General features: G+C 58.8%; 1 pseudogene. It reads left to right on the top strand.

The annotated features are described in order from the left end of the window. Positions 1-272, top strand: a pseudogene (locus PUW82_RS15090) (F0F1 ATP synthase subunit alpha); the annotation flags it as partial.

The raw sequence follows: 272 nt of genomic DNA, 5'->3' as shown, positions 1-272 counted from the left end.
CTGGAGTACACGATTGTTGTGGCCGCCTCGGCTTCCGAGTCCGCCGCCATGCAATACCTGGCTCCTTACTCCGGTTGCACCATGGGTGAATACTTCCGTGATCGTGGCGAAGACGCCCTGATCATTTATGACGACTTGACCAAGCAAGCTTGGGCCTACCGTCAAGTATCCCTGTTGCTGCGTCGCCCACCAGGCCGTGAAGCCTACCCTGGTGACGTGTTCTACCTGCACTCCCGTCTGCTCGAGCGCGCTGCTCGTGTGAACACCGAGTA

The organism is Microbacterium thalli (genome assembly GCF_028737325.1).
In the GTDB taxonomy this organism is placed as follows: domain Bacteria; phylum Actinomycetota; class Actinomycetes; order Actinomycetales; family Microbacteriaceae; genus Microbacterium; species Microbacterium thalli.
Note: the sequence above shows the minus strand (reverse complement) of the source record. Positions and strands in the feature narration are given on the sequence as shown.